At 57.8% G+C, this 26,000-nt stretch carries 28 protein-coding genes, 1 tRNA gene and 1 other RNA gene; 18 read left to right on the top strand and 12 right to left on the bottom strand.

Translation table 11 applies throughout. The features are described from left to right. Positions 1-59: 59 nt before the first annotated feature. Positions 60-473 (bottom strand): universal stress protein, encoded by a 414-nt coding sequence (locus tag EV660_RS07390; protein ID WP_071481050.1) that lies wholly within the window; start codon positions 471-473, stop codon positions 60-62. 191 nt (positions 474-664) lie between these two features. Here EV660_RS07390 and EV660_RS07385 point away from each other — a divergent pair, with 191 nt between their 5' ends. Both EV660_RS07385 and EV660_RS07380 read left to right on the top strand, forming a co-directional pair. Further along, the gene (locus tag EV660_RS07385) at positions 665-1,444 is read left to right on the top strand and encodes an SDR family oxidoreductase (protein ID WP_071481049.1); all 780 of its coding nucleotides are present in this window, start codon (positions 665-667) and stop codon (positions 1,442-1,444) included. A 125-nt stretch (positions 1,445-1,569) separates the two neighbouring features. Continuing rightward, entirely contained in the window at positions 1,570-2,844 is a 1,275-nt protein-coding gene (locus EV660_RS07380) for a cytosine deaminase (RefSeq protein ID WP_071481048.1), read from the top strand. Between the two features lie 62 nt (positions 2,845-2,906). Here EV660_RS07380 and EV660_RS07375 read toward each other — a convergent pair whose 3' ends face one another. Continuing rightward, the gene (locus EV660_RS07375) at positions 2,907-3,893 is read right to left on the bottom strand and encodes a 2-hydroxyacid dehydrogenase (RefSeq protein ID WP_071481047.1); all 987 of its coding nucleotides are present in this window, start codon (positions 3,891-3,893) and stop codon (positions 2,907-2,909) included. A gap of 155 nt (positions 3,894-4,048) precedes the next feature. Here EV660_RS07375 and EV660_RS07370 point away from each other — a divergent pair, with 155 nt between their 5' ends. Continuing rightward, positions 4,049-4,552: an SH3 domain-containing protein gene (locus EV660_RS07370; protein WP_375781712.1), complete on the top strand. Its 504-nt coding sequence runs from the start codon at positions 4,049-4,051 to the stop codon at positions 4,550-4,552. A gap of 15 nt (positions 4,553-4,567) precedes the next feature. Here the strand turns inward: EV660_RS07370 and EV660_RS07365 are convergent, their stop codons facing one another. Then, positions 4,568-5,959 (bottom strand): helix-turn-helix domain-containing protein, encoded by a 1,392-nt coding sequence (locus EV660_RS07365; protein WP_071481046.1) that lies wholly within the window; start codon positions 5,957-5,959, stop codon positions 4,568-4,570. A 58-nt stretch (positions 5,960-6,017) separates the two neighbouring features. Beyond that, a complete protein-coding gene (locus EV660_RS07360; RefSeq protein WP_071481045.1) occupies positions 6,018-7,241 on the bottom strand; it encodes a multidrug effflux MFS transporter in 1,224 nt (407 codons plus the stop codon). A gap of 217 nt (positions 7,242-7,458) precedes the next feature. On the opposite strand from EV660_RS07360, the gene EV660_RS07355 reads away from it, so the two are divergent. The 7 genes from EV660_RS07355 (at position 7,459) to EV660_RS07335 (ending at position 13,039) form a co-directional block, all read left to right on the top strand. After that, on the top strand, positions 7,459-8,991 hold the full coding sequence (locus tag EV660_RS07355; protein WP_071481044.1) for an acyl-CoA carboxylase subunit beta: 1,533 nt from the start codon (positions 7,459-7,461) through the stop codon (positions 8,989-8,991). Between the two features lie 28 nt (positions 8,992-9,019). Further along, on the top strand, positions 9,020-9,451 hold the full coding sequence (locus tag EV660_RS07350; protein ID WP_071481043.1) for a DUF6497 family protein: 432 nt from the start codon (positions 9,020-9,022) through the stop codon (positions 9,449-9,451). A gap of 189 nt (positions 9,452-9,640) precedes the next feature. Continuing rightward, positions 9,641-9,790 (top strand): hypothetical protein, encoded by a 150-nt coding sequence (locus EV660_RS18600; protein WP_157798937.1) that lies wholly within the window; start codon positions 9,641-9,643, stop codon positions 9,788-9,790. 228 nt (positions 9,791-10,018) lie between these two features. Next, positions 10,019-10,153: a hypothetical protein gene (locus EV660_RS19010; protein ID WP_260162103.1), complete on the top strand. Its 135-nt coding sequence runs from the start codon at positions 10,019-10,021 to the stop codon at positions 10,151-10,153. Positions 10,154-10,231: 78 nt separating this feature from the next. Next, on the top strand, positions 10,232-10,612 hold the full coding sequence (locus tag EV660_RS07345) for a hypothetical protein (RefSeq protein ID WP_071481041.1): 381 nt from the start codon (positions 10,232-10,234) through the stop codon (positions 10,610-10,612). Between the two features lie 49 nt (positions 10,613-10,661). Next, positions 10,662-12,659, top strand: a complete 1,998-nt coding sequence (locus EV660_RS07340) for an acetyl-CoA carboxylase biotin carboxylase subunit (RefSeq protein ID WP_071481040.1) — start codon at positions 10,662-10,664, stop codon at positions 12,657-12,659. Further along, positions 12,659-13,039: a hypothetical protein gene (locus EV660_RS07335; RefSeq protein WP_071481039.1), complete on the top strand. Its 381-nt coding sequence runs from the start codon at positions 12,659-12,661 to the stop codon at positions 13,037-13,039. Before EV660_RS07340 ends, EV660_RS07335 begins: the two co-directional genes overlap by 1 nt. Before the next feature lie 100 nt (positions 13,040-13,139). Here the strand turns inward: EV660_RS07335 and EV660_RS07330 are convergent, their stop codons facing one another. Then, positions 13,140-13,667: a DUF4174 domain-containing protein gene (locus EV660_RS07330; protein ID WP_071481038.1), complete on the bottom strand. Its 528-nt coding sequence runs from the start codon at positions 13,665-13,667 to the stop codon at positions 13,140-13,142. Positions 13,668-13,763: 96 nt separating this feature from the next. Here EV660_RS07330 and scpA point away from each other — a divergent pair, with 96 nt between their 5' ends. Continuing rightward, positions 13,764-15,908: a methylmalonyl-CoA mutase gene (gene scpA, locus EV660_RS07325; RefSeq protein WP_071481037.1), complete on the top strand. Its 2,145-nt coding sequence runs from the start codon at positions 13,764-13,766 to the stop codon at positions 15,906-15,908. A 49-nt stretch (positions 15,909-15,957) separates the two neighbouring features. Here scpA and EV660_RS07320 read toward each other — a convergent pair whose 3' ends face one another. Continuing rightward, positions 15,958-16,350 carry a DoxX family protein gene (locus EV660_RS07320; protein WP_071482176.1) on the bottom strand — a complete coding sequence of 131 codons (393 nt, stop codon included), beginning with the start codon at positions 16,348-16,350 and terminating at the stop codon, positions 15,958-15,960. Between the two features lie 430 nt (positions 16,351-16,780). On the opposite strand from EV660_RS07320, the gene EV660_RS07315 reads away from it, so the two are divergent. Beyond that, positions 16,781-18,148: a M20/M25/M40 family metallo-hydrolase gene (locus tag EV660_RS07315; RefSeq protein WP_071481036.1), complete on the top strand. Its 1,368-nt coding sequence runs from the start codon at positions 16,781-16,783 to the stop codon at positions 18,146-18,148. Positions 18,149-18,299: 151 nt separating this feature from the next. Here the strand turns inward: EV660_RS07315 and EV660_RS07310 are convergent, their stop codons facing one another. The 3 genes from EV660_RS07310 to EV660_RS07300 all read right to left on the bottom strand — a co-directional run bounded on the left by EV660_RS07310 (position 18,300) and on the right by EV660_RS07300 (position 21,124). Beyond that, positions 18,300-18,764, bottom strand: coding sequence for a DNA polymerase III subunit chi (locus tag EV660_RS07310; protein WP_071481035.1), 465 nt, complete (start codon positions 18,762-18,764; stop codon positions 18,300-18,302). Positions 18,765-18,769: 5 nt separating this feature from the next. After that, on the bottom strand, positions 18,770-20,233 hold the full coding sequence (locus EV660_RS07305; RefSeq protein ID WP_071481034.1) for a leucyl aminopeptidase: 1,464 nt from the start codon (positions 20,231-20,233) through the stop codon (positions 18,770-18,772). A gap of 108 nt (positions 20,234-20,341) precedes the next feature. Then, positions 20,342-21,124, bottom strand: a complete 783-nt coding sequence (locus tag EV660_RS07300; RefSeq protein ID WP_071481033.1) for a MipA/OmpV family protein — start codon at positions 21,122-21,124, stop codon at positions 20,342-20,344. A gap of 156 nt (positions 21,125-21,280) precedes the next feature. Between EV660_RS07300 and EV660_RS07295 the strand changes: the two genes are divergently transcribed. Further along, complete coding sequence (locus EV660_RS07295) at positions 21,281-21,871, top strand: (d)CMP kinase (RefSeq protein ID WP_071481032.1); 591 nt, start codon at positions 21,281-21,283, stop codon at positions 21,869-21,871. Positions 21,872-21,878: 7 nt separating this feature from the next. Here the strand turns inward: EV660_RS07295 and gpt are convergent, their stop codons facing one another. Continuing rightward, complete coding sequence (gpt, locus tag EV660_RS07290; protein ID WP_071481031.1) at positions 21,879-22,382, bottom strand: xanthine phosphoribosyltransferase; 504 nt, start codon at positions 22,380-22,382, stop codon at positions 21,879-21,881. Positions 22,383-22,384: 2 nt separating this feature from the next. After that, positions 22,385-23,206, bottom strand: coding sequence for an enoyl-ACP reductase FabI (fabI, locus tag EV660_RS07285; RefSeq protein ID WP_071481030.1), 822 nt, complete (start codon positions 23,204-23,206; stop codon positions 22,385-22,387). Between the two features lie 259 nt (positions 23,207-23,465). Here fabI and pdxH point away from each other — a divergent pair, with 259 nt between their 5' ends. The 5 genes from pdxH to EV660_RS07260 all read left to right on the top strand — a co-directional run bounded on the left by pdxH (position 23,466) and on the right by EV660_RS07260 (position 25,772). Continuing rightward, positions 23,466-24,071 (top strand): pyridoxamine 5'-phosphate oxidase, encoded by a 606-nt coding sequence (gene pdxH / locus EV660_RS07280; RefSeq protein ID WP_071481029.1) that lies wholly within the window; start codon positions 23,466-23,468, stop codon positions 24,069-24,071. A 108-nt stretch (positions 24,072-24,179) separates the two neighbouring features. Next, the gene (locus EV660_RS07275) at positions 24,180-24,734 is read left to right on the top strand and encodes a cold-shock protein (protein ID WP_071482175.1); all 555 of its coding nucleotides are present in this window, start codon (positions 24,180-24,182) and stop codon (positions 24,732-24,734) included. Beyond that, positions 24,731-25,207 carry a DUF192 domain-containing protein gene (locus EV660_RS07270; RefSeq protein ID WP_071481028.1) on the top strand — a complete coding sequence of 159 codons (477 nt, stop codon included), beginning with the start codon at positions 24,731-24,733 and terminating at the stop codon, positions 25,205-25,207. The genes EV660_RS07275 and EV660_RS07270 overlap by 4 nt, the downstream gene beginning before the upstream one ends. 72 nt (positions 25,208-25,279) lie before the next feature. Further along, positions 25,280-25,356: transfer RNA gene (locus EV660_RS07265), tRNA-Pro, on the top strand. Between the two features lie 107 nt (positions 25,357-25,463). Continuing rightward, entirely contained in the window at positions 25,464-25,772 is a 309-nt protein-coding gene (locus tag EV660_RS07260) for a hypothetical protein (RefSeq protein ID WP_071481027.1), read from the top strand. 17 nt (positions 25,773-25,789) lie between these two features. Here the strand turns inward: EV660_RS07260 and ssrS are convergent. Further along, positions 25,790-25,945: non-coding RNA, 6S RNA (gene ssrS / locus EV660_RS19090), on the bottom strand. Positions 25,946-26,000 lie beyond the last annotated feature (55 nt).

Genomic DNA, 26,000 nt, shown 5'->3' with positions numbered 1-26,000 from the left:
GTTTATTTGTGTGGCCGCTGATGTGCGGCGTTTTTTGCAAGGCCATAACCATCGCAGTGTCAGCGCACCAGAAAAACAGACGCCTGCGAACGGGCCGCTATCGTGTCGCCATGCCCTGCCCAGACATAGTCAAGCGCTTGTGGCGCATGCGTTTGCATCACGACCAGATCGCCGCCCAATTCCTCGATCGCGGCAAGCAAAGTCTTGTCCGTGTCGATGGTCGGATCATGGCTGAGACAGGCTTTGAAGCTGGTGGTCAGTCCGTGCGCAAGCCCCTGCTCGGACGCGAAGGCTGCAAGCTTGTTTTCATAGTCATGAGGCGTGCGTGCGATCGCGCTCGGGGCTGTGCCGGTCACACCGAGAAAGCAGATTTCCGCCTTGTAATGCAGGGCCAGGTCAATGGCGGTCTGCAAGGCACGTGCAAGCTGGTCGATATGCGTCAGATCGACCGGAAAAACGATTTTCCGATACATGACCCCTCCTCATCAGATTGTGGGACAGTTTATGACGTTGATCACCTTAGCTAACACGCTTTTGTCATGGATTGTTACCCCCACCGGCAAAAAAATGTCATTTTGCGACATTGGATTGTCGCAAACGATATCTGGCCGCACAGGTGTGACAATGCTAGGTCTGCGCATGATGAAATGTGGAGGGACCGACTATGGATATGGGTATCGCTGGAAAACGGGCGCTGGTTTGTGCGTCCTCCAAGGGTTTGGGGCGCGGCTGCGCCGAGGCTTTGGCGGCTGAAGGGGTTCATCTGGTGATGAATGCGCGCGGAAGCGAAGCGCTGGAAGAGGCCGCCGCTGCAATCCGGGCCGCGCATGGGGTAGAGGTGGTGACCGTTGTGGCTGATATCACCACTGAGGAAGGGCGCGCGAAAGTTCTGAAGGTCGCAGGCGCTGTCGATATCCTGGTGAATAATGCAGGTGGCCCCCCGCCGGGAATGTGGTGTGATTGGGAGCGCGAAGATTTCATCAAGGCGCTGGATGCCAATATGCTGACACCTATTGCCCTGATCAAGGCACTTGTGCCCGGAATGATGGAGAGGGGCTGGGGCAGGGTGGTCAATATCACTTCACAATCTGTCAAGGCGCCGCTGGCCGTGCTGGGCCTGTCCAATTCCGCGCGGGCCGGTCTGACGGGCTATGTCGCAGGCACATCGCGTCAGGTCGCGGGCAAGGGCGTTATCATCAACAACCTTTTGCCGGGCATTCATGACACAGATCGCGCCACAGCACTGGATGGGGGTGTATCCAAGGCTGAAGGTATCACCATGGACGAAGCTCGCGCCAAGCGCGCGGCGACCATTCCGGCGGGGCGTTACGGCACCGCTGCTGAATTCGGGGCGGCCTGTGCGTTTCTGTGTTCGACCCATGCAGGTTTCATTGTTGGTCAGAATATCCTGCTGGATGGTGGGGCAATAAACGCCACCTTGTAATCAGTTAGCAGGCCCCAAGGGGGGCGGTCACGGCCGCCCCTTGTCTTTGCCTTGACAACATATACGCAATTTTCGCGGCTCTGATGTCAGGCCAAGTTGCAAATAACCAGTGTGAAGCGAGACACATGAGTGATTTTCGGACACTTCCTGCCTCCGGGCCGTTCCGCCTGGAGAATGTAACTGTTCCAGCCTGCTTGCTGGGGCAGTCCGGCGGGTTGGTCGCTCATGCGCTGAGTATTGACGAGGGCCGGTTGTCTGACCGCATCGACGGGCCACAAATCGATATGGGTGGCGCACTGGTGCTGCCGTGTTTCATTGATACGCACACGCATCTGGACAAGGGGCACATCTTCCCGCGAAGCCCCAACCCGGACGGTAGCTTTGAGGGGGCGCTGCATACCGTGGGTGCTGACCGTCAGGCCTGGTGGTCGGCCGAAGATGTGCGCACGCGCATGGATTTCGCCCTGCGCTGCGCCTATGCGCATGGAACACGCGCCATCCGTACACATATCGACAGCATTGCCCCGCAAGATACGATTTCCTGGCCTGTATTTGCGCAGCTGCGCGCAGAATGGGCCGGCCGCATAGAGTTGCAGGGCGCCTCGCTTACTGGCGTTGACCGGGCCGATATGTCGGGCGAGTATGCGCGCACCGCTGATATAGTTGCCGAGCATGATGGTATTCTGGGGTTGGTCACCTATCCTGTGCCAGACCTGCGTGACCAGTTGCGCGGCTTTTTCCGGCTGGCAATTGAGCGCGGACTTGAAGTGGATTTTCACGCGGATGAAAGTGGCGACCCGAATGCCACGACCCTGAACATGATCGCGCAGACTGTGCTTGATATGGGCTTTGACAAGCCTGTTACGGTCGGACATTGCTGTTCCCTTGCCACCCAGTCAGAGCGCGATGCCCTTGAAACACTTGATCTGGTGGCAAAGGCGGGCTTGAACATCGTGTCCCTGCCAATGTGCAACATGTATCTGCAAGACCGCAGCGCTGCCCGTACACCGCGCTGGCGCGGGATCACGCTGGTTCATGAAATGAGGGCGCGCGGGATCAATGTCAGTTTCGCCTCGGATAATACGCGTGACCCGTTCTATGCCTATGGCGATCTGGATATGTTAGAGGTTTTGCGCGAAACGACACGGATCGCGCATCTGGATCATGCCGATCCCGGCTGGATCGAGGCCTTTCTTGCCAACCCCGCGCGCGCCTGTGGCTTCTCCTTGCCCAGTCTTGCGTTCGGTGCGCCCGCTGACTTGATCATTTTGCGCGCACGCGACTGGACAGAAGCGCTGTCGAGGCCGCAATCTGACCGGATTGTGTTGCGCGCCGGGCGTGCGATTGACCGTTGCCTGCCAGACTATTCCGAATTGGATCATCTGATGCAGAAATCATGACATCTGGTTTTGCGGCCGCCACGGGAGCAGCATTCACATGTGCCTGTCCGAAGATGTGCGCGTCAGAGCATTCCCGGCAACACCTGATCGGGGGGGCGGTGGCCATCTGCAAAGGTCTTGATGTTCAGGATCACTTTCTCGCCCATCTCGATCCGACCTTCGAGCGTGGCAGAGCCCATATGCGGTAACAGCACAACATTAGGCAATTCGCGCAAGCGCGGGTTAATGTCATGGCCGCGTTCGAACACATCCAGCCCTGCACCTGCAATTTCACCTGCGCGCAACCCGCGTGTCAGGGCGTTTTCGTCAATCACCTCACCGCGAGAGGTGTTGATGATCACCGCGCTGGGCTTGAGCAGTTTCAGACGCCGCGCATTCATCAGGTGAAAGGTCGAGGGCGTGTGCGGGCAGTTGATGGAAATCACATCCATCCGCGCGACCATCTGATCAAGGCTTTCCCACCATGTTGCCTCCAACGCATCTTCCACCTCGGGGCGCAAACGGCGCCGGTTATGGTAATGCACCTGCATCCCGAAGGCCCGCGCGCGCCGGGCTACAGCCTGCCCGATACGCCCCATACCCAGAATACCAAGCCGCTTGCCGCCAATTCGCGTGCCAAGATAGGCAAGCGGCGACCATCCACGCCATGTGTCGGACTGCATTGCAGCCAACCCTTGGGGAATCTGTCGGGTGACGGCCAGCATCAGCGCCATCGCCATATCAGCAGTGTCATCGGTCACCACGCCTGGTGTATTCGCCACCAGAATGCCGCGCTGGCGGGCAGAATGCACATCTATGTGGTCAACGCCCGCGCCATAATTGGCGATCAGTTTCAGTTGGCTACCGGCCTGTGCCAGCAGAGTGGCATCAATTTCATCTGTCAGGGTCGGGACCAGCACATCAGCCCGCCGCATCGCTTCGGCAATCTCTTCGCGGCGCATGGGCGTATCGTCGTCGCGCAACTCTACATCGAACAATTCTTTCAACCGTGTTTCCACGACATCGGGCAGGCGTCGCGTTACGACAACACTCAGGCGTTGATTGGGCATATGCGCGTCTCACCTCTTTGCATCTGACGGTGTTTCTGGCAAAGTGCCAGCACTTGCCCCGTTCTACAAGCGGTCAAATGCCGCAAACGGGCCACAAGGCAGACAAAGAGCAGCAGATCACATATGGAACCCGGACCAACCGGGCAAACGGGCACATGAAAAAACAGACTTTCTGGAGTTTGGCACTTGTTGCCATGCTGGCCTGCGCACCAGCCATGTCTCAGGCCAGCGAACGCGGCCCCGTGACAAACCTGCCTTTGCCGCGCTTTGTGTCGCTAAAGGCCAATGAAGGCAATGCAAGACGCGGACCGGACCAGTCTCACCGTATCGATTGGGTCTATCAGCGCCGCGACCTCCCCCTGCGGGTGACTGCAGAATACGAGCATTGGCGGCGCGTGGAAGACGCCGATGGCATGGGCGGGTGGATGCATTATGCGCTGCTTTCGGGGCTGCGTACCGCGCTGGTGCAAACCGATATGGCACAGCTTCGCCAGCGCCCCGATGACGCCAGTCCGGCCACAGCCCTGCTGGAGCGCGGGGTGATCGCCCGCATTCGCGCCTGTGAGCCTGACTGGTGCAGGCTGGAGGTCGATAGCGCGCGCGGCTGGGTCGAGAAGCGCCACCTTTGGGGGGTCGATCCCGAGGACGTTTTTGATTAACGATTGACGTCAGCGCTATTCTATCCGGTAGGGCAGCAAATCGCGGTAATCATGATCCACTTTCAAGCGGCGTTCCAACGGCGGCACAGAGCGTTGGTGGCATGCGTCGCGTTCGCATATCCGGCATGAAATTCCGATGGGTTCGAAACTTGCCTCGCGCCCAAGATCCATCCCATCCGCATAAACCAGCGCACCTGCATGGTCGATCTCGCAGCCCAGCCCGATCGCGTAGCGCCGGACCGGGGCGTGGAATGCGCCACCGCCCTTGGTGACGGCCAGCGCAAGGCAGAAATAGCGCATTCCATCAGGCGTTTCGGCCAATTGACGTAAAAACCGCCCCGGCGTCTCGAAGGCACGATGCACGTTCCATAAAGGACAAGACCCACCGAACCGCGCAAATTGCAGGCGGGTCGCCGAATGGCGCTTGGTGATGGTGCCCGCCTGATCAACGCGCACAAAGAAGAATGGCACCCCTTTCAATCCGGGGCGTTGCAATGTCGAAAGCCGATGCGCCACTTGCTCGATCGAGGCGCCGAACTGGTCGGCCAGCGCCTCCAGATCATGGCGGGTGGCGCTTGCCGCTTCCTGAAAACGTCGATAGGGCATCAGGGCAGCGCCGGCGAAGTAATTGGCAAGCCCGATCTTGGCAATCGCGCGCGCCTCGTCTGACTGAAAGCGCGCCAGATCCAGCGTTGCTTCCAGCAGATCGTTCTGGGTCAGCAAGGCCAGTTGGTGCAGGATCTGAAAGGCTTGCGTGGCGCGGGTCGCCTTGGACGAAAGCTCCAATGTGTTGCTCTCAAGGTCGAGATGGCGCAACTTCCGGCCAGAACTGTAGCGCAGGGTGATCTTGCGCTTTGCCAGCGCTTCTGTCGCCAATGACATGGCATCGCGCCCCTGAGCGGCGAAATGCTCTGCCGCGCGATCTACCGGGTCGATGTAATTGTCGCAATAATGGAAGAAATCGCGCACCTCTTCCCATGGCGACAGGCGCAGGGTCGAATCTTCGCGCCCAAGTGCTTCGTCCAGCGAGGCCAGTTGTTCCTGTCCCTGCCTGTAGGCGCGGTGAAGGTCCAGAAAAGCACGCGCGAATCCCGGTGCGTTGGCGCCGACCAGACGCAAATCCGGCAGGGCAGGGTTGGTCTTGGCAAAAAGTGGGTCCGCCAGCGCTTCGCGCAGGTCGGAAACAACGCGTTCGCTATCGCCTGTGGATAATTCGGTAACATCCATTCCGAATTCGCGCGCCAGCGCCAGAACAACCGCCGTGGACAGCGGGCGGTTGTTGTTTTCCATCTGGTTCAGGTAGGGCAGCGAGACACCCAGTTTCGCTGCAAAGTCCTTTTGCGTCAGCCCAAGCTGGTTGCGCGTCTCGCGCAGCTTTGCCCCGGCATAGAGTTTTTGTGGTGGCATCTGACCCCGGCTGGCTTTGCTAACTCTGCATCAGGGTTTGCAAACTGCTTCCCTCTGGTCAAGCTGAAATCTGGTTTTCCCGATGCAGCACATAGAAAAGCGGCAGGATTGCCAGCCCCGTTGTGATGACCATCAACCATATCAGGGGCGAGGCGCCACTTTCCGCTGTAAGAAGCGCACCCGCCAAAGCCGACAGGCCTGCGCCCCCACCGATCATGATCGCACCGCCAATACCGCTGGCGGTGCCAGCAAGATGTGGGCGCACCGACATCATGCCGGATGTGGCCGATGGCAGTAGCATCCCATTTCCAAGCCCAGTGAAAATGAAACAGCCAAAGAACACAGGTGCTGACAGGAACCCAGCAAGATAAAGCAACAATAAAAGTGCCATCCCGCCAAAGCCGACAAGGCATCCCATAAGGATCATGCGGTTTATCCCGACCCGCGCGGCATAGCGCCCAGCCAAAAAATTGCCCGCAGCATAGCCAAGTGCAGGGGCGCCGAAATACAGACCAAGCGTCGCAGGCGACAACCCAAACACCTGAGAGCCGACAAAGGGCACGCCGCCGAGATAGGCAAAGAATGCCCCCGATGCGAGCGTGGCTGTCATGCAATACCCCCAGAACCGCCTTGCACGCATAAGTTCGGGCACGCCGTCAAATAACCCTTTTATGGGGCCACCAAGATTCTGTTTTGTTTCGCCCATGTCGCGCCAACTCAGCGCCAGAACGCCAATCCCGGCCAGCAGCATCAGCCCGAAGCTGCCCCGCCAGCCGAACACCTCGTCAAGAATGCCGCCGATTGCGGGGGCAATCATCGGCACAATCGCCATGCCCATCGTGACATAGCCGATCCGCGACGCGGCCTGTGCTTCATCCATCACATCGCGGATTGATGCCCGTGATAAAACAATTGCCGACACGACTACGGCTTGCAGCATACGAAATACCAAGAAAACGGTCGCTGAGGTGGCAAGTAGGGTTCCAATTGTTGCCAAAATGAAGCCAATCAGCGCAGCCAGCATCACCGGCCTGCGCCCAAAGCGATCCGATATTGCACCAATGAAAACTTGCAGCACTGCATTGACCAGCAGGTAAAGCGACACCGAAAGCTGCATCACGGCGTAATCGGTCTCGAAATATGCGGCCATCGAGGGCAGGGACGGCAAAAACACGTTCATCGCTAGCGCCGCGATTGACGCCTGTGCGACGAGCGTTGCGACATGCGGTGGTGTCTGGCTGTCCAGAAACCTGACTTTCACAGCAGGGGAGGCGTGCAGCATAAAGGCGTGCTTTCGACATTTTGAAAGTGTATATTACACATGTGAACAGAAGAGCAAAGTGGCCAAAAGTCAAGGCGGCATAGGCTTTGCAAATTAGCGGTGCACCTCGCATTGATATTTGCAAATTTTCCGAATTTCACTTTCTTGTTGCCGCGCCCAACGGTAGTATCCCTAACAATGCATTCAGGACTTGCGTCTTGTGACCATGGGGGAGCGTATGAAGGACATTTTGCAACAACTCGAAGCGCAGCGCGCAACGGCGCGGCTGGGGGGCGGACAGCGCCGCATCGACGCGCAGCACGCAAAAGGCAAGTTGACGGCGCGCGAGCGGATCGAGTTGTTGCTGGATGAGGACAGCTTCGAAGAATTCGACATGTTCGTGGCGCATCGCTGCACTGATTTTGGAATGCAGGCCGAGCGTCCGGCGGGCGATGGTGTGGTGACCGGCTGGGGGACTGTAAACGGCCGGATGGTCTATGTCTTCGCGCAGGATTTCACAGTCATGGGCGGCTCTGTTTCAGAAACGCATGGCAAGAAGATTTGCAAGATCATGGATATGGCCATCCAGAACGGGGCGCCGGTGATCGGTCTGAACGACTCAGGCGGCGCGCGGATCCAGGAAGGAGTAGCCAGCCTTGCCGCTTATGGCGATGTGTTCGACCGCAATATCAAGGCATCGGGCGTGATTCCACAGATCAGCGTCATTATGGGGCCATGTGCGGGTGGTGCGGTCTATAGCCCTGCCATGACCGACTTCATCTTCATGGTGAAGGATTCTAGTTACATGTTTGTCACTGGCCCCGATGTGGTCAAGACCGTGACCAATGAGGTTGTCACCGCCGAAGAATTGGGCGGTGCGGTTACCCATACGCGCAAGTCCTCGGTTGCAGATGCCGCTTTTGAAAATGATGTCGAAGCGCTGATCGAAGTGCGCCGTCTGATCGACTTCTTGCCGCTCAACAACCGCGAAAAGCCACCCGTGCGACCCTTCTTCGATGACCCCGCGCGCGTTGAGCCAAGCCTCGACAGCCTGATCCCCGATAACCCCAACAGCCCCTACGACATGAAGGAATTGATCCTGAAGGTTGCAGATGAAGGGGATTTCTACGAGATACAGGCAGAGTTTGCGAAAAACATCATCACCGGCTTTATCCGGCTTGAGGGGCAGACCGTTGGCGTGGTGGCAAACCAGCCGATGGTTTTGGCGGGGTGTCTGGATATCGATTCGTCGCGCAAGGCCGCCAGATTCGTGCGCTTTTGCGATGCGTTCGAAATTCCCATTCTGACGCTGGTGGACGTGCCGGGCTTCCTGCCGGGGACCGGGCAGGAATATGCGGGTGTTATCAAGCATGGGGCAAAGCTGCTTTATGCCTATGGTGAAGCGACGGTTCCCAAAGTGACCGTTATTACGCGCAAAGCCTATGGCGGCGCTTATGTGGTCATGGCATCCAAGCATATGGGGGCAGATTTCAACTATGCCTGGCCCACTGCCGAGATTGCAGTGATGGGGTCCAAGGGTGCTGTAGAGATTCTATATCGTTCCGAATTGGGCGATGCGGAAAAGACCGCCGCGCGCATCAACGAATATGAAGAACGCTTTGCAAACCCCTTCGTTGCTGCCGAAAAAGGGTTTATTGACGAGGTGATCATGCCGCAATCGACGCGCAAGCGCGTCGCGCGCGCTTTCGCGGCATTGCGCAAGAAGAAGATCGAGATTCCGTGGAAAAAACACGATAACATCCCGCTGTGATTGGAATGTGCAGGGGGCTGATTGTGTCATGAAGGTGCTGAAACGCGCGGCAATACCGATAGCATGTGTCTGCTGGTCAGGGCTGGGGGCGGCGCAAGGCGCGCCACTGGTTCTGCCATCGGGCATAGAGGCGCGGTTTCATGACACGATCTGGGACGAGGACCTGTCCGCCGTCCGCCTGCGATATGTTGTGCCGCAATTGTCAGAGCCGGAAAGCGTTTATCAGGCTGATGCGTTGCGTGTTTTTGACGACATGCAATGGCTATGCGAAACCCAGATGAGCAACCTGTTCGATAGCTGGGTGGCGGTGCAGGATGAAGGCTGGGACGTTGTTGTGGTCACCCTGATGGATAGACCGATTGAGTTCGGCGAACGCGATGCCGAAACGATCCAGTTGTTTGAATGGTTCGCTGTGACAATGGACGGATGCGAGCCTGAAATGGATGATTACCATGACTAAAATGCCAAGCATGGCCTGTTTTGATGCAAGGTTGCAACAAGCCCATGATGATGAAAGATTCTCGTGGTCAGGAATCTGCAAACGCGGTATTATCGGAACGCGTGCGCATATTCTGGCGTACGCGAACGATAACCAATGGGCGCGTGCAGAAAAAAAATCGCGCCCAGGCAAATTGAGCAGGAGAATAGAATGGCGAAACTCGCTTTGGCCGCAGCGTTTCTGGTGTCCTTTATCCCGGCAACCTGTGCACGTAAGTCCCCGGAACCTGTGCAGCATTTCGAGCCGATCTCGGCGCCGATTTATGTTGAGCCGTCCTCCAGCAAGGGCAAATACCGCTGATACTGAACTGAGGCAGGACTCAGGTTCTGCCTCAGCCGCCACAGGTGAAAATAGACTGCAGACCTGTGCTGTTAGACGCAGCACTGCCGATTATTCGCGCCGTGAATTCTCTCTGTGGTCAAACGAAAATCCTTCTGCTACCGTTTTGGTGCTGTACAGCCGCAAGGCTTGTACGGAATCGCGGTTGATATCGCGGATATTGACCAAAACTGACAACAGGAGTTTCCAATGTCAAAATCGACCATCATTGTTGCTTTCGGTGCAGTCCTGGTTCTCGCAGCATGTGCACGGCAGGCACCCGAACCAGAGCCAGCACCCATGCCAGAGCCAATCATCATGGAGCCGACAAGCTACAAAGGCTGACGCACAGAATTCTTCGGGTCAGGCTTTTGGGTCTGACCCGTACACCGCACGGCCCTCTGGCATTGAAGGGGGGCAGAAATGCTAAAGCATCGCGGTTTTCCGGGGCGGTTGCCCAGCACTGACTTTCAATTCACCATACGGCGCGCGAACCCCAAGGGGGTGACACCGCTGGTGCCGCGCAAACGTTTTGCCGACCGTCGCGCCGGGGATCGCCGCGCTGATGAGGCATTTCTGGGCGCATTGATCGCCCATTTCGGAGATGAACCATTCGAGCGCGGCAATCTGGACGCTGGGCGCTTGTCATGGCTTTTGGGCCGCGAGGTTGTGCCCGCATCCGACCCGTTTGATCCCGCAAGCTATGAGGCTGTGCTGCGCGTCGATATGCGCGTTGCACAGGCCAGTTTCCCACAGCTTTTCGACGGATCGTCTGAATTCGCTTTTGATACCTGGGAAGAGTGATGCCGACACGTATCGCCTTCCCCAGCCCATTCCCGGAAAAGGAGTCCGCATGTTCCGCAAGATCTTGATCGCCAATCGTGGCGAAATTGCCTGCCGCGTTATCAAGACCGCCCGCAAGATGGGCATTGCGACCGTGGCGGTCTATTCCGATGCCGACCGCAATGCCTTGCATGTTCGCATGGCAGATGAGGCCGTTCATATTGGTCCTGCCCCTGCAAACCAGTCCTATATCGTGATCGACAAGATCATGGATGCCATTCGCCAGACCGGGGCCGAGGCCGTGCATCCGGGATATGGGTTCCTGTCCGAAAACATGAAATTTGCCGAAGCGCTTGCCGCAGAAGGCGTGGCATTCATTGGCCCGCCCGCCTCTGCGATTGAAGCGATGGGTGACAAGATCACCTCAAAAAAGTTGGCGGCAGAGGCCGGGGTCAGCACGGTGCCGGGCTATATGGGCCTGATCGCCGATGCAGACGAAGCGGTGAAGATCAGCAACGAAATTGGCTATCCTGTTATGATCAAGGCCAGTGCCGGCGGTGGCGGCAAGGGTATGCGGATCGCATGGAATGATGAGGAAGCGCGCGAAGGGTTCCAGTCTTCCAAGAACGAGGCGGCGTCCAGCTTTGGCGACGATCGTATCTTCATCGAGAAATTCGTGACCCAGCCGCGTCATATCGAGATTCAGGTTCTTGCCGATAGTCATGGAAACACCCTGTATCTGCACGAGCGCGAATGCTCGATCCAGCGCCGTAACCAGAAAGTCATTGAAGAAGCGCCTTCACCGTTTCTGGACGAGGCGACCCGTAAAGCCATGGGCGAGCAGGCCTGCGCGCTTGCTGCGGCTGTGGGCTACACTTCGGCGGGCACTGTGGAATTCATCGTCGATGGGTCCAGAAACTTTTATTTTCTTGAGATGAACACCCGCTTGCAGGTGGAACACCCGGTGACCGAATTGATAACCGGCGTCGATCTGGTCGAGCAGATGATCCGGGTTGCGGCTGGTGAAGAACTGGCCTTCAAGCAATCTGATCTGAAGATTAACGGTTGGGCGATCGAATCGCGCCTCTATGCTGAAGACCCATATCGCAACTTTCTGCCCTCGATTGGCCGCCTGACCCGCTACCGTCCGCCAGAAGAAGTCGCGGAACCCGCGCGCGCTGTCCGCAACGATACTGGCGTTTATGAGGGCGGCGAAATTTCGATGTATTATGACCCGATGATCGCAAAGCTTTGCACATGGGCGCCCACCCGCGCCAAGGCGGTCGAGGAAATGCGGCTGGCGCTGGACGAATTCGAGTTGGAAGGAATTGGTCATAACCTGCCGTTCCTCTCGGCCGTGATGGATCACCCGCGCTTTGTTTCGGGCGAGATTACGACCGCCTTTATCGCGGAAGAATACCCTGACGGGTTTGAGGGCGCGCAGTTGGGCGATGATCTTCTGCACCGCGTCGCTGCCGGGGCTTGTGCCATGAATCGTGTTGCGGAAATCCGGCGTGCGCGGGTTTCGGGGCGCATGGACAACCACGAACGCGTGGTCGGCACGGAATGGGTGGTCAATATCGATGGGCAAAGCCTGCCTGCAACCATTGCCGCCGACCGAGAGGGGGCAACGGTCACGCTGGCCGGTCAGGAATTCCGCATCACCTCTGACTGGAAACCGGGTCAACCCTTGGCGCGCCTGTCGATTAACGGCACGCCACTGGTGATGAAAGTGGGCAAGTTGCCCGGCGGCTTCCGTTTGCGCCTGCGCGGGGCGGATCTGAAGGTCCATGTCTTCTCGAAACGTCAGGCGCGCCTTGCGCAACTGATGCCGGAGAAGGTCCCGGCAGATACCTCGAAACTGCTTTTGTGCCCCATGCCCGGAATGGTCGTGTCAGTGGCAGTTCAGGAAGGCGATGAAGTCTATGAAGGGCAGGCGCTGGCCACCATCGAGGCGATGAAAATGGAAAACATCCTGCGCGCCGAACGCAAGGGCAAGGTCGCCAAGATCAATGCTGCCGCAGGTGCGTCACTGGCGGTGGATGAAGTGATCATGGAGTTCGAATAATGTCGGCCCGCAGCCCGATGCGCCTGTTTGCAGTCTATTTTGTAAGCTTCGCGGCGGCATTGGGTGTCGCGTGGTTGATCCTGTCGGGTTTGGCCGAAGGCGTGCGCGACGGGAATTGGGTTCTGCTATTGATGCCGCCGCTTGGGGGAATGGCCGTATTTCACGGGCTGTTCCCGTTGCTTAGCCGTATTCGCCTTGGGTTGGAATTCATCGCAGTCGGTGGTGCACTGGTTTATGGGCTTGGGGCTGTGCTGTCTGGCGCTGTCTGGCTGGGCCTGCTGGACCCGGGCACCGCGCTTGTGTTCTGGTTGGCGGGTGTTTTCGGGCCGGGCTGGTGGATCGTATCGCAATGGGCAGAGAAGATTGGGTATTTTAAATGATCCAGTCTTTCGCCCTATCCAACCTCACTGCATCGAATGTCTTCTATGACAAGGCGGTTGGAACCATGTCTGGCCGGGTCCAGTATGAGGGCGGATGCGCTCAGCGGCCAGAAGGGCGGCGCTCCAGCATTTCTTGCCGTCTGGTCGGGAAACGGTCGATGACAGCCATCAATTCGCGCCCTGAACGCACAGCCGGACGCCGTGCCTTTACTTCGCCGTCCTTGTCGATAATCGCAGTCATGAAGGCGCGTGGGCGCAGGACTTGCCGCAAAGCGCTTCGATCTGCCGGATGGGCATCAAATATCACAATTGCATCCCGCTCCACAAAATCGTCCGACCTTTCGCGTAACGCCTCAAGCTGGCGATTAAACTGTGGGTCATCCGGGGTTTCTGCCATCACAACGATGATCCGCCTTTCCCAGATGAAGTCGCGCACATTCACTTCGCGCGCATCGAGAAACAGCAAGGTGCTGTCAGGGTCAAGCACCGCGTCTTCGGTGTCGCCTTCGGTTTCAACCTGGGCGGCCATATCCGTGGCCGTTTCAGGCTGTGGTGCCTCCGTCGCCTCGGTCGCGCCAAGAGCGATTGGAAAAAGAAGTGAGAAAACAATCGTAACGAGCGGTTTCATAAGGCCTCCTGCATGTGCTGCATATAGGGGTAAATTCAGAGAAAACACCATAGGCTACGCATTTTTGCCAGCCCGAGACGTCAGAAAGGACTTGCCATGAGCGATCCGAAACTCCGCTGGTCGGCCATCGCGGAAAAAGAGTTGAAATCCCGTCCGCTTGAGAGTCTGACATGGAAGACTCTGGAAGGAATTGATGTCCAGCCGCTCTACACACAGGCAGATGTCGAAGCGCTGCCCCACCTGGGCAGCATTCCGGGCGAGGCACCCTATACACGCGGTGTGCGCGCGACCATGTATGCCGGGCGACCCTGGACTATCCGCCAATATGCAGGCTTTTCCACTGCTGAGGAATCCAACGCCTTTTACCGCAAGGCGCTGGCGGCAGGTCAGCAGGGTGTTTCCGTGGCTTTCGATCTGGCAACCCATCGCGGCTATGACAGCGACCATCCGCGTGTCGAGGGCGATGTCGGTAAGGCGGGCGTCGCCATCGACTCGGTCGAGGACATGAAAATCCTCTTCGACGGCATCCCGCTGGAAAAGGTCAGCGTGTCGATGACCATGAACGGCGCGGTGATCCCGATTCTGGCGAATTTCATCGTGACGGGCGAAGAACAGGGCGTGGATCGCAAGCTGCTGTCGGGAACCATTCAGAATGATATTCTGAAGGAATTCATGGTCCGCAACACCTATATCTTCCCGCCCGAACCTTCGATGCGGATCATTGCGGATATTATCGAATACACCTCCGCCGAGATGCCACGCTTCAATTCGATCTCGATTTCCGGCTACCATATGCAAGAAGCCGGGGCCAATCTGGTGCAAGAGCTTGGATTCACGCTGGCCGATGGGCGCGAATATGTGCGCGCCGCAATTCATCGCGGCATGGATGTGGATCATTTCGCCGGGCGGCTGTCCTTCTTCTTCGCAATTGGCACAAATTTCTTCATGGAAATTGCCAAGCTGCGCGCCGCGCGGCTCTTGTGGGCGCGGGTGATGGAGGAATTCAACCCCAAAGACCCGAAATCCAGCATGTTGCGCACTCATTGCCAGACGTCGGGCGTCAGCTTGCAGGAACAAGACCCCTATAACAACGTGATCCGCACGGCTTATGAGGCGATGAGCGCGGTTTTGGGCGGCACGCAATCGCTGCACACCAATGCTCTGGACGAAGCGATCGCCTTGCCCACTGAATTCAGCGCCCGCATTGCGCGGAACACGCAGCTTGTGTTGCAGGAAGAAACCGGGGTGACCAAGGTCGTCGATCCGCTGGCAGGCAGCTATTACATCGAAAAGCTGACTCATGATCTGGCCGAAGCCGCTTGGGCGCTGATGGAAGAGGTCGAGGAGATGGGGGGCATGACCAAGGCCGTGGCCTCTGGCATGCCCAAGCTGCGAATCGAGGAGACCGCAGCGCGGCGTCAGGCGATGATCGACCGGGGCGACGAAGTGATCGTCGGCGTCAACAAATACCGCAAGGATGTGGAAGACCCGATCGACATTCTTGATATCGACAACATGAAAGTGCGGGACAGCCAGATCGCGCGCTTGCAGCGTATTCGCGCAAACCGGGATCAGGCCGCTTGTGACGCGGCTCTTTCGGAACTAACCCGCCGCGCTGCCGAAGGCGGTAATCTTCTTGAAGCCGCCGTGGAAGCAGCCCGCGCCCGCGCCTCAGTCGGAGAGATCAGCATGGCTATGGAAAAGGTGTTCGGCCGCCATCGCGCCGAGGTCAAGACATTGGCTGGCGTCTATGGTGCTGCGTATGAAGGGGATGATGGATTCGCCGCCATACAGGCCGATGTGGAGCGCTTCGCCGAGGCCGAGGGCCGCCGCCCGCGGATGCTGGTGGTCAAGATGGGGCAGGATGGCCATGACCGCGGGGCGAAAGTCATCGCCACGGCCTTTGCCGATATCGGTTTCGATGTGGATGTGGGTCCGCTGTTCCAGACACCGGCCGAAGCGGCACAGGATGCCATTGATAACGACGTGCATATCATTGGCATTTCCAGTCAGGCAGCAGGCCACAAGACGCTGGCACCACAATTGGTCAAGGCCCTGAAAGAGGCGGGTGCCGATGATATTCTGGTGATTTGTGGCGGTGTCATTCCGCAGCAGGATTACCAGTTCCTGTATGATGCCGGTGTGAAGGCGATTTTCGGCCCCGGCACCAATATCCCGGATGCAGCGAAAAAGATCCTCGATCTGGTGCGCGCCGCGCGCGGCTTGCCAGAGACAGTCTGACAGAAGCAAGGGCGAGACTAATGTCTCGCCCTGCAAACAAGGTCACTGCTTAGGCGGTGGCAGCTCGTCCGGATTTGGCGTCAATCGACCATGCACCGGCACCCGTGACCCACAGCGCCAGATATCCGCCCGCAAGGCCCAGGTTCTTCAAAAGCTGTGTCATCTGCATCTGATCGGCGGGGTCGAAGTGGTACAGCAGCCCTGAAAGCACGCAGAACGCGGCCAGTGCCAGCGCTGTAATCCGTGTCTGAAACCCGACAATCAGCGCCAGGCCAGCTGCGATTTCGAACAGGACCACCGGCCAGGCAAGCGCCGCCGGAATGCCGCCGGTTGCCATATAGCCGCCAAATCCGGCGACATCGCCAAGTTTCCCTATTCCGGCAACCAGAAAAAGCAGCCCCAGAAAAATACGCGCGACAAGTAGAAGGGTTGTGTTGGTCATGATCGTGTCCTTTGCTGATGATCTGCGACACATATCTGCGCTTGTGAAGGAAAGGCCATTCTGCATCAGGCCACAGAAGCTGTGCGACAAATGAGAACTGTTGACGGGAAAAACAGATGTAGGCCATGTCTATTGCTGGAAAGTATATCTTTTGAGCAAGGTAAGGGGGATAGGCCAGAGCACCTGCCATCTCACGGCGCGCGCGCCAACTTGCGCTGTGCTACCGCTGTTCATCAGTTGAAAGCGTCGCTTTCGACGTTGCTGATTGCCGTTCTCTGCAATGTCACGGTCAATTTGTGACGGAGCACGGCTCGCGCACTAAAAAGCCCTGCTTTTGCGATATTGACAGCAGACCGATGATCGCGTCGGGTTGCGCGCAGGAAACCGGCGGCGCGCATGGGATGGGCTGGGGTGAAAGAAAGGAATAACAATGAGCGATCTGGACGCGGTTTTTGACCATATCGAGGAGCACCGAGAAACCTATCTGGAGCGGCTGATAGACTATCTTCGCCACCCCAGCATCAGCGCCCACGACATTGGCATACGAGAGGTCGCGGCCTTGCTTGTGGACAAGCTGAAATCCCTTGGCATGACCGCAGAGGCCATCCCGACAGCGGGTCATCCGATGGTGCTGGGGCGGCGTTCAGATGTTCCGGGTGCGCCGACCGTCTTGCTATACGGTCATTACGATGTGCAGCCCGCCGACCCGCTGGAAGCATGGGACAGCCCCCCCTTCGAGCCGACATTACGCAATGGCCGCGTCTATGCGCGTGGCGCAGGGGATAACAAGGGCCAGCATTTTGCACAGCTTTTGGCCATAGAGGCCCATCTGGCGGTTCATGGCACATTGCCTTGCAATGTGATCGTCCTTCTGGAAGGAGAGGAAGAAATCGGCAGCCCGCGCATTGCAGATTTTGTCCGCGACCATGCCGATTTGCTGAAAGCAGATCTGGTGATAACCGCGGACGGGCCGCTGCATCCTTCGGGGCGTTCGATTGTGGAATTCGGCGTGCGCGGGATGGCAGGGTTTGATCTGGTGGCGCGCACTGGGCGGACAGACGCGCATTCGGGCAATCACGGCGGCACAATGCCGAACGCCATCTGGACCTTGGTTCACTTGCTGGCAACCATGAAGACGCCACAAGGCGAGATCACGATTGATGGCTTGCATGACCCGATCATTCTGCCCACCAATGCCGAACGCGCCGCCGCCGATGCGCTACCGGTCGATATTGCGGGCTACATGGAAGAAATGGGCGTGGCGCGGCTCGATGCGCCTGCAGATCGCCCCTTTCACGACCGGCTGATGTTCCACCCCACGCTGACAATCAACGGTTTGCATGGTGGATATGACGGGCCGGGGACAAAAACGGTTCTGCCCTGTGCTGCTGTGGCAAAATGCGATATCCGCCTTGTACCGGATATGACGCCGGATCAGGTTTTAGCTTGTGTGCGCGCCCATGTGGCCCGCCACGCCCCTGAGGTTGAGGTCATCCCCCGTGGAGGGATGTTGCCATCGCGCACCTCGATTGAATCGCCTTTCTCAGCCGTGATCGTAGATGCAATTCGCGCTGCGCGCAGCGAAGATCCCTTGATGTATCCTTCGGCTGGTGGAAGCCTGCCGGATTATGTGTTCACCAAGATCCTCGGGGTTCCGGCCTTCGTTGTGCCCTATGCCAATGCGGATGAGGCCAACCACGCGCCGAATGAAAACCTTGAGGTAGAACTGTTTTACGCAGGGATACGCACGGGCGCCGCGTTGTTGAATAAACTGGGCGAGATGAAGCGCTCTGCCTGAGTGGTTGCAGGGCGCTGGCGACATCGCCAGATGCAATGGCCGCATATTGCGCGGGTCGGTTTTCCCTTCTGGTTGGCGACCCGCAGAAAAGACGCTGCAGATCGCGGCGATTTGTCCTTGTCGACGACAGGCCATCGAGAGGAGACGCGAACTAACGGTCGGTCTGTGCCTTCAATTCCCATCGACCGCTGTCTTCTGACCAATACTCTGCCATGATACCCGCGCCAGCCATTGCTTTCCATTGCCCCCTCGCATGTGCAACCGCATCGGGATCATTGCCGTCAAACAGGATCCAGAGCCGTTCAAGATGCGCCACCTCTTGAGGAAGCGCCGCGGCAGAGTCGATGGCCATCACGATCTTCGCCGCATTCGGGTTTTCGGTCTGCTTGGTCAGCAGGATGGGCTGGTCGGCATCATGCGGACCACCGGCCACCCCATGAGGCAAAAAGCTGTCCTTTGGGCCAAGCCAGAGGGCAGCATCCAGCCATTCCAGCCGCGCATTTTCACGCGCACGAACTGCAACTCGCATCCCTTGTGCCAAGGCGCGGATCAGCAGATTGGCGGCTGTGACCTCCAGCGGGTTGCGCGTCAGGTGATAGAACATCGCCTTGCCCATGACGCTTACCTGTTTTCAAAGCGGGCCCGGATCAGCGCATCGAGTGCCAGCACACCCCAGCCCGATGCGCCTTTGGGCGCATGGGCGCTGTCGGTTTTCGTCAGGGTGACACCCGCAATGTCCAGATGCACCCAAGGCGTGTCCGGCTGGATGAAGCGTTGCAGGAACTGCGCCGCCGTGATCGAGCCTGCGGGCCGCCCGCCTGAATTCTTCACATCGGCTATGCGCGACTTGATCAGGGTGTCATAGCAAGGGTCCAGTGGCATTCGCCAAGCCCCTTCGCCAACCTCTGCGGCTGCCTGCAGGACGCCATTCGCCAGATCATCGTCATTGGAAAACACACCGGCCTTGTCATGCCCAAGCGCGATGATGATCGCCCCGGTCAGCGTTGCAAGGTCAATTACCGCACGTGGGTTGAACCGTGTCTGCGCATACCAAAGCACATCAGCCAGCACCAGACGCCCTTCGGCATCGGTGTTGATCACTTCGATCATGTCACCTTTCATGGAACGGACCACATCGCCGGGCCGTTGCGCGCGACCGTCGGGCATATTCTCGACCAGCCCGACCAACCCCACGACATGCGCGGGGGCCTTGCGTTCGGCCAAAGCCTGCATCAACCCGACAGTGACCGCCGCACCGCCCATGTCCATGGTCATCTCTTCCATGCCTGCGGCCTGTTTCAACGACACGCCGCCCGTGTCGAACATCACCCCCTTGCCAACGATGGCGAGAGGGGCACCACTTGCCCCTTCCCAGCGCAAGATCGCCAGTTTCGAAGGGCTTTCTGACCCGTGTCCGACTGCAAGCAACGCACCCATGCCCAGCTTTTCCAGCTCTGCTTCATCCAGCACCTCAATCTTCAGGCCAAGACTGGCCATTCCTTCGATCTGTTCGGCAAAGCTGCTGGTGGTCAGAATATTTGCCGGCGCGTTGACCAGATCGCGTGTCAGATGCACGGCGCGGGCCATGCAGGCGGCCAGGTGCAGCGCGTCATCGGCCTTTTTCGTATCGCGGACCATGACATGCAGCGGGCCGAAATCGGGTTTCGGGTCGGATTTCTGGTTTTCGTATTGATACGCGCGCAGCAAGGCCGCTTGGACCATGTGTTCAACTGGCAGCGTGTCAGCGCAGAGCAATGTCGCTGCTTCACCCTGCGTCTTGCCAATGCTGATACCCGCCGCGCGCAGGTCTGTCGGGGCAGGGTTTGGCGATATGCGGATGATATGAAGGGCCTCGGCGGCCATATTGGACGGCCAGCCAATCTGCAAGGCCGCCCCCGGCTTCAACTTTTTGAAGGCGGCGCTGGCAATCGCGCGTGTTACCGCGCCTTGGGTCAGGGTATCCACGTGGTTTGCCGCGTCTGGTAGGGGGCTGTCCAGATCGGCAAAGATAACGACTCGCCCCTCGTGGGCTGCGATTTTTTCCAGCGAGAAAGGCTGTGCATCGGTCGGCAAACAGCGGGTCATATGGCCTCCGGGTCAAAGATTTGACCCAGAGGTAGCGCGCCTTGCGCCTAAAGACCATGCCAGAGTCGCAAATGCGCCACCCATGCGCGGTCGATGCTGACTTTGCTGTCAGAAGCGCAGATTGAAATGCCGTGTCAGCCCAATTTCTGCCGATATCTGGTTGCGGCTGCCTTGCTTCACGATAGGCGATGCTGCTGCATCTCCGCGCAGCCGGTCATAGCGCACCGTTCCCGAAACGCCCCAATCGGCACTGAGCGGATAATAGCCCCCGATTTCCAGACCCACAGAATGAAACCCGCCAGATGGTCTGTAGGCTTCAAGATTGGACCCTGGAGGAAGTGCCGCCACCTCTGAGTCTGTCACCCCGAAATAAGTCCGGGCAAAGCGCGCATTCCCGAAATCTGCGCGCGGCCCTGCAAATACGGTCAAGCCTTCCGCGCCACGATAAATCAGATTTGCCCCGATTTCACCCGCGACGGCCTTGTGCCCGATCACGCCATAGCGCAGGTCGCCATAAATTTCCCACCATTCGGCAGAATGATGCACGCCAAGACCCAGTTCGAGTGCGGCATCGACATCGTCCAGACCAGCCAGTTCATCGCTGCCTTTGCGTTTCGGGATGTAGCGAAATGCGCCGCGTATGCGGGTGCCTTCAACAAAGCGGGCCGGACCATCCGGATCACCCAGTTGAACCGAGCCAAAGCGCAGCCCGGTAAATCCAAGCCGCCCCGCAGGGCTTACGCGGTAGTCATCTGCCCCGAAATAGCTTGGTGCAATGCCTGCGCCACCGGTCAGCGAGAAGGCCAATGCACGGTCCTGTGCAAGTGCTGGATGCGCCAACCCCGCCAAGGCAATTGTAAAAGCAGAAAAGCCAATTCTTAAATCAAACATGGGTCCCTCGGTGCAGAGAATCGCATAAAATTGCGGTGTCAGCGTCGATATATTGCGATCCCACGCAAATTACACCACAGCTTGAAGGAAAAACTTCAAAGCTGGCAAAAGCTCGTTTATTGCGTCCATCATGAACATGAGGGGGCGGGAGGCAGAATGAAGTTTACCATTGCGATTGACGGGCCAGCAGCAGCAGGAAAAGGCACAATCAGCCGCGCTGTAGCCGAAAGCCTTGGGGCAGCGCATCTGGATACGGGGCTGTTATATCGCGCAGTTGGCGTCAAAGGGGGCGACCCGGTCGAGGCCGCGCGCAGCCTGTCCCCATCAGACCTGTCACGTGATGACCTGCGCAGTCTTGCAGCGGGAGAGGCCGCAAGCCGGGTTGCAGTCATTCCAGAGGTCCGCGCGGCGTTGGTGGCGTTTCAGCGTGATTTTGCCCGCCGTGATGGCGGCGCAGTCCTTGATGGCCGGGACATCGGAACCGTGATCTGCCCCGAGGCAGAGGTGAAACTGTTCGTCACCGCTAGCCCCGAGACACGTGCCCGCCGCCGCTGGCAGGAAACAGATGAAGGCAGTTACGAAGATGTTCTGGCGCAAGTGCGAGCGCGCGATGCGCGCGACACAGACCGCGCCGACGCCCCCTTGCGCCCGGCAGAGGACGCTGTGAAGTTGGATACGACTGATTTGAGCATTGAAGACGCCGTGAAACAGGCATGTGCGATCATCCGGAACCGATTGGGGCGCTAAGCTGCTGTCAGCGCCCGCGATAGGGTTCTACATATTGCAGCGCCATGTCCCAAGGAAAGAAAATCCATGTATCCTGGCTGACTTCGGTGATGAAGCTGTCGACCATATCGCGGCCCATCGGCTTGGCATAGACTGTTGCAAAATGCGCTTTGGGAAATAATTTGCGAACCAGTTCAAGTGTCTTGCCGGTATCGACCAGATCATCAATCACCAAAATACCCTCACCGTCATCGCCCATGATCTCGGCCTGAGGCGCTTTTAGCACGATTGCTTCTGCCTGTGTCTGGTTGTCATAGGATTTCACGCTGATGGTATCGACAACACGAATATCCAGCTCGCGGGCGATGATCATCGCGGGCGCAAGCCCTCCGCGTGTGATAGCAACGACTGCCCGCCATTGGCCCCCGTCCGGCCCTTGTTTGTCCAGCCGCCATGCCAGTGCGCGGCTGTCGCGGTGAATCTGGTCCCAGCTGATGTGAAACCCTTTTTCATGGGGCAGACGGTCATTCATGTTCAGGCGTCCTTCTTGCCGGTGACAACATCAATATCGGGCGCATCCACCGCTTTCATGCCGACAACATGATAGCCTGCGTCAACATGCAGGTTCTCGCCCGTGGTGCCTGAGCCCAGATCGGACAGAAGGTAGAGTGCCGCCTTGCCAACCTCTTCCTGTGTCACATTGCGGCGCAGGGGAGAGTTCAACTCGTTCCATTTCATGATATAGCGGAAATCGCCGATGCCGGATGCGGCCAGTGTCTTGATTGGCCCCGCGCTGATTGCGTTGCACCGAATGCCATCCTTGCCCAGATCTTCGGCAATATACTTGACCGACGCTTCCAAAGCAGCCTTGGCCACGCCCATCACGTTGTAATGCGGCATGACCTGTTCTGCGCCGTAATAGGTCATGGTCAGCAGGCTGCCGCCGTCAGGCATCAGCCGCGCCGCGCGTTGACACACGGCGGTGAAGGAATAGACAGAAATGTCCATTGTCATGTTGAAATTGTCGCGGCTGGTATCGACATAGCGACCGCGTAATTCGGACTTGTCCGAAAACCCGATCGCATGGACAACAAAATCAATCTTGCCCCACAGCGTTTCGAGTTCGGTAAATAGCTGATCGAGCGACGCCATGTCGCTGACATCACATTCAAAGACATGTGGGCGACCAAGCTGTTCAGCAAGCGGAAGCACACGCTTTTTCAGGGCCTCGCCCTGGTAGGAAAACGCCAGTTCAGCGCCATGTTCCGACAAGGCCTTTGCGATCCCCCATGCAATGGATTTGTCGTTCGCCAGACCCATTATCAGGCCCCGCTTTCCCTTCATCAAACCGCTCATCGTTATTCACCCCAAAATGACGTTACGGTGTTCTATGCCATGCCATGCATGATCGCAAGATTGTCGGGTCAAAACACAGTGCCTGTTCGGGGTGCATTCTTTCCCTGAGTTGCGCGGCTTTCCTGATGCGGGGTTGCGTCATCTGAAAGAGTTGTTAACACAGAAATATGACTTAGTTTGCACTCCGACGGCGATGGCACCGCAGCATACGGTAGGTCAGTCATCGCAATGACCGAGTTGAACAGTCTCAGGAGGGGCCTTGAGCGAGCGTAGTGGAATTTTTTCAGGGCAGGACCCTTTCGAGATCGCAAGGCGTTGGCTGGATGAAGCCGCATTGACAGAACCCAATGATCCAAACGCCATCGCCCTGTCGACGGTAGATGGCACTGGCATGCCCAATGTACGGATGGTGCTACTCAAGGATATCACCGCAGAGGGGTTTACCTTCTATACCAATTTTGAAAGCACCAAGGCCCAAGAGCTGGCGCATAGCGGCAAGGCCGCCTTCGTGCTGCATTGGAAATCGCTTCGTCGGCAGGTGCGCGTGCGTGGGAATATCAGCAGAGTGAGTGATGAAGTCGCTGATGCCTATTTCGCGTCGCGGTCGCTGAAAAGTCGTCTTGGGGCCTGGGCTTCGCGGCAGTCGCGCCCACTTGGGTCGCGGGCAGAGTTGATGGCCGAAGTGGCGCGCCAGACAGCGCGTCATGGCACCAACCCACCACGCCCGCCGCATTGGGGCGGCTTTATGGTAAGCCCGGTGGAAATAGAGTTCTGGGCAGATGGCGCGTTTCGATTGCATGACCGGTTTTGCTGGCGTAAAGCCGCGTCCGGCACGGGCTGGGAGGTAGCCCGGCTTTCGCCATAACCAAGACGCTGTAATTGTGTGGTTCCGTTATTTGTGTTTGTTAGTGTAGACCGAATGACCGTGGTCGGTATAAAACCTGATCACCCCAGAACAGGCGAGACAGTGACAATGGCCTCTGATGAAAACTCCGTCGAAATCATCACGGGAGTGGTCAAATGGTTCGACCCCGCCAAGGGTTTTGGCTTCATCCTGTCGGATGAAGCGTCTTCGGATATTCTGTTACATGCGAATGCGTTGCGCAATTTCGGGCTGAGTTCGGTGTGTGATCGTGCGCGCATTCGAGTTTCCGTCCAAAGCACTGCGCGTGGATTGCAAACGCATGAGGTGCTGGAGGTTCTGCCGCCCGAGGATCAGGATGCCACCTCGGAAGATGTCGCAGGGCAGGTTGCGCTGATTGATACTTCAATCCAGATTGAACCCGCGCGCGTGAAGTGGTTTGACAAGGTCAAGGGGTTTGGCTTTGCCAATGTCTTCGGAAAATCTGAAGATGTCTTTATCCATATGGAAACGTTGCGCCGGTCTGGTATGGCCGACTTGCAGCCAGGGGAAGCTATCGCGCTGAGGGCCGTCGCGGGCGAGCGCGGGCGCATGGCTGTATCGATAGAGCCTTGGGAAGCGGGTACTGTCCTGCACGAGACGCAACACAAAGCATCCGAAACATGAAAAAGCTCTATCATGCTTTGCTGTCCATTCTGGTTTTGTCCGTTTGGACAACGCAGGCCTATGGTGCATGTTCGACGGACTATGTCGATCTGCGTGGCCCTTGGGGGCAGGCGCGGTTCTCTGTTGAGATTGTCGATACGGAAGAAACGCGCGCGCTTGGATTGATGCATCGCGAAAAGCTGCCCAGCTCGGCGGGTATGCTTTTTATCTATGATGCACCTACAGAACCCTCATTTTGGATGCGCAACACCCTGATTCCGCTGGATATGATATTCGTCAACCCTGAAGGGCAGGTGACCCGGATCCATCCCGATGCCATACCGCACGACACGACCCCAATTCCCGGTGGCCCGAATGTACTTATGGTGCTGGAAATCAACGGTGGGCTGTCGCGGACACTTGGCATGACCGAAGGAAGCGAGCTGCGCCACCCGCGGCTGGATCAGGATATTGCAGTCTGGCCGTGCGAGTAATCATTTTTCTTTCGCTCAAGAGGCAATTCGCTCTTTTCTCGGTGCGCCAACCCCGCTAAGAGAGCCACAAGTCGGGGCGTGGCGCAGCTTGGTAGCGCGACGGTTTTGGGTACCGTAGGTCGTAGGTTCGAATCCTATCGCCCCGACCATTCAAGCCTAAGTGCATAGTGTGCGACATACTGCCTGTGATAGATTTGTCAGGTTGTTTTTTCGTTTGCGGTGTCTATTTGTATACAAAGCAAGCAGGGGTGCGATTATGCCGAAATTGGTTAGGCTATACATTCAGCAAGTCCTGATCGGGTTCGGTCTATCTGCGGTGTTCACCGCCATTCTGGTGTATTTCAACGTCGCAAATCTGCAACGGCTTTTGCTTGGCTCCAGCGATGGGCTTTTGGGACTTTTTTTGATATTCTTCTTTAATGGGCTTGTCTTCGCAGGGGTTCAGTTCGCCATTCGCATCATGCGTATGGGCCATGAAGACGATGACGACGATGATGATGATCGCGGAATGCCTGTCTGGAACGCGCAGCCGATCGCCATTCGCAGTTCAGACACACAGCGCTAAGGCAGGGGGCGAGGGCGGCAGGCCCGCAGCAACCGTGGTGGCGTGAATTTCCCGAGAGCCTGAAATATCAGGTGGGCGCCAGATAACAAGGCCAGGACCCTGTCAGAGCCAGCTCCCTCGGAAATGCTTATCGGCCACTGGAAAAGGGCCACACACGCGAAGAGCAGCACCTGCCTGCACCAACAGATAGGTTGGCAAACGCCTTGGTGCAAGGTCAAACCTCTGCTT

The organism is Roseinatronobacter bogoriensis DSM 18756 (assembly GCF_004366635.1).
Taxonomy (GTDB): domain Bacteria; phylum Pseudomonadota; class Alphaproteobacteria; order Rhodobacterales; family Rhodobacteraceae; genus Roseinatronobacter; species Roseinatronobacter bogoriensis.
The sequence above is the reverse complement of the archived record's forward strand: the minus strand, read 5'-3'. Positions and strand labels throughout refer to the sequence as shown.

Excerpts from the sequence above, each read along its gene's own strand:
- EV660_RS07390 (WP_071481050.1), bottom strand. The coding sequence starts at position 473 with ATGTATCGGAAAATCGTTTTTCCGGTCGATCTGACGCATATCGACCAG.
- EV660_RS07385 (WP_071481049.1), top strand. The coding sequence starts at position 665 with ATGGATATGGGTATCGCTGGAAAACGGGCGCTGGTTTGTGCGTCCTCC.
- EV660_RS07380 (WP_071481048.1), top strand. The coding sequence starts at position 1,570 with ATGAGTGATTTTCGGACACTTCCTGCCTCCGGGCCGTTCCGCCTGGAG.
- EV660_RS07375 (WP_071481047.1), bottom strand. The coding sequence starts at position 3,893 with ATGCCCAATCAACGCCTGAGTGTTGTCGTAACGCGACGCCTGCCCGAT.
- EV660_RS07370 (WP_375781712.1), top strand. The coding sequence starts at position 4,049 with ATGAAAAAACAGACTTTCTGGAGTTTGGCACTTGTTGCCATGCTGGCC.
- EV660_RS07365 (WP_071481046.1), bottom strand. The coding sequence starts at position 5,959 with ATGCCACCACAAAAACTCTATGCCGGGGCAAAGCTGCGCGAGACGCGC.
- EV660_RS07360 (WP_071481045.1), bottom strand. The coding sequence starts at position 7,241 with ATGCTGCACGCCTCCCCTGCTGTGAAAGTCAGGTTTCTGGACAGCCAG.
- EV660_RS07355 (WP_071481044.1), top strand. The coding sequence starts at position 7,459 with ATGAAGGACATTTTGCAACAACTCGAAGCGCAGCGCGCAACGGCGCGG.
- EV660_RS07350 (WP_071481043.1), top strand. The coding sequence starts at position 9,020 with ATGAAGGTGCTGAAACGCGCGGCAATACCGATAGCATGTGTCTGCTGG.
- EV660_RS18600 (WP_157798937.1), top strand. The coding sequence starts at position 9,641 with ATGGCGAAACTCGCTTTGGCCGCAGCGTTTCTGGTGTCCTTTATCCCG.
- EV660_RS19010 (WP_260162103.1), top strand. The coding sequence starts at position 10,019 with ATGTCAAAATCGACCATCATTGTTGCTTTCGGTGCAGTCCTGGTTCTC.
- EV660_RS07345 (WP_071481041.1), top strand. The coding sequence starts at position 10,232 with ATGCTAAAGCATCGCGGTTTTCCGGGGCGGTTGCCCAGCACTGACTTT.
- EV660_RS07340 (WP_071481040.1), top strand. The coding sequence starts at position 10,662 with ATGTTCCGCAAGATCTTGATCGCCAATCGTGGCGAAATTGCCTGCCGC.
- EV660_RS07335 (WP_071481039.1), top strand. The coding sequence starts at position 12,659 with ATGTCGGCCCGCAGCCCGATGCGCCTGTTTGCAGTCTATTTTGTAAGC.
- EV660_RS07330 (WP_071481038.1), bottom strand. The coding sequence starts at position 13,667 with ATGAAACCGCTCGTTACGATTGTTTTCTCACTTCTTTTTCCAATCGCT.
- scpA (WP_071481037.1), top strand. The coding sequence starts at position 13,764 with ATGAGCGATCCGAAACTCCGCTGGTCGGCCATCGCGGAAAAAGAGTTG.
- EV660_RS07320 (WP_071482176.1), bottom strand. The coding sequence starts at position 16,350 with ATGACCAACACAACCCTTCTACTTGTCGCGCGTATTTTTCTGGGGCTG.
- EV660_RS07315 (WP_071481036.1), top strand. The coding sequence starts at position 16,781 with ATGAGCGATCTGGACGCGGTTTTTGACCATATCGAGGAGCACCGAGAA.
- EV660_RS07310 (WP_071481035.1), bottom strand. The coding sequence starts at position 18,764 with ATGGGCAAGGCGATGTTCTATCACCTGACGCGCAACCCGCTGGAGGTC.
- EV660_RS07305 (WP_071481034.1), bottom strand. The coding sequence starts at position 20,233 with ATGACCCGCTGTTTGCCGACCGATGCACAGCCTTTCTCGCTGGAAAAA.
- EV660_RS07300 (WP_071481033.1), bottom strand. The coding sequence starts at position 21,124 with ATGTTTGATTTAAGAATTGGCTTTTCTGCTTTTACAATTGCCTTGGCG.
- EV660_RS07295 (WP_071481032.1), top strand. The coding sequence starts at position 21,281 with ATGAAGTTTACCATTGCGATTGACGGGCCAGCAGCAGCAGGAAAAGGC.
- gpt (WP_071481031.1), bottom strand. The coding sequence starts at position 22,382 with ATGAATGACCGTCTGCCCCATGAAAAAGGGTTTCACATCAGCTGGGAC.
- fabI (WP_071481030.1), bottom strand. The coding sequence starts at position 23,206 with ATGAGCGGTTTGATGAAGGGAAAGCGGGGCCTGATAATGGGTCTGGCG.
- EV660_RS07275 (WP_071482175.1), top strand. The coding sequence starts at position 24,180 with ATGGCCTCTGATGAAAACTCCGTCGAAATCATCACGGGAGTGGTCAAA.
- EV660_RS07270 (WP_071481028.1), top strand. The coding sequence starts at position 24,731 with ATGAAAAAGCTCTATCATGCTTTGCTGTCCATTCTGGTTTTGTCCGTT.
- EV660_RS07260 (WP_071481027.1), top strand. The coding sequence starts at position 25,464 with ATGCCGAAATTGGTTAGGCTATACATTCAGCAAGTCCTGATCGGGTTC.